The sequence below is a fragment of the Streptococcus sp. SS-4456 genome (genome assembly GCF_036680365.1).
GTDB lineage: Bacteria > Bacillota > Bacilli > Lactobacillales > Streptococcaceae > Streptococcus.
The window spans coordinates 1-778 of the sequence record NZ_JAVIHI010000093.1 but is presented as its reverse complement, the minus strand read 5'-3'; the positions used below and the strand labels follow the sequence as shown (position 1 = coordinate 778).

The 778-nt window shown below is 37.1% G+C and carries 1 protein-coding gene; it reads left to right on the top strand.

Translation table 11 applies throughout. The features are described 5' to 3' along the window. Window positions 1–140: 140 nt before the first annotated feature. Window positions 141–653 carry a DUF1269 domain-containing protein gene (locus RFK25_RS11490; protein WP_332413543.1) on the top strand — a complete coding sequence of 171 codons (513 nt, stop codon included), beginning with the start codon at window positions 141–143 and terminating at the stop codon, window positions 651–653. The last annotated feature ends 125 nt before the right edge of the window (window positions 654–778 follow it).

The following is a 778-nucleotide window of genomic DNA, read 5'->3' as shown; positions in this document are numbered from 1 at the left end:
TGTTCATCTGCTTTCTATACTGAGTTGGGGAATTCTAGTATATCAGACGAACATGTCTTTTTTGTTGCACTTCATTTTACAACACGGGATTAAAACAATTTGGTCAAACTGAAAATACAAAATTAGCCCAAGTTTCAATTGTGAAGGCTGAGGATGGAATCATTAAAGTGAAGGACAGCTTTGATTTAATGAATTCTGTAGGGAGCGATTATTTCGAAGGCGGTCTCATTGGCAGTCTCATTGGCATTTTAGGTGGCCCGCTTGGAGTTCTCTTTGGTTTTGTAGCTGGTGGAACGCTTGGAGCTTCTATTGGTTTAGATAAAGAATTGGCTAAATCGGAGCTAATTACAACCGTTAGTGAAAAATTGACTAACGGGGAAGTCGCTATTATTGCACTTGTGCAAGAAAATGATGAATCTGTTTTAAATGGTATTTTTGAGAAATATCAGACTATTATTGCAAGATGGGATGTTGCGACTGTTTCAGCAGAAGTAGAATCAGCCCTCAAAATCCAACAAGATCTAGCTCATCAGGCTAAAGCACGTTTAATTGCGGATAAAAAAGAAGCCCGTCATGAAAAATTTGACAAGCTAAAAGCTGACATTAAAGAAAAATTTGACAAGCTAAAAGCTGACATTAAAGAAAAACTTTAAAAAAAGAATTAGCTTTCAGATTGAAGACAAAGTCCGGCTCTTTGTCAACTGTAGTGGGTAGATGAAAAGCTAACACCTAGAGAGGACGAACTTCGTTCTCTCTTTTTCAATATTCAAAGCGATGT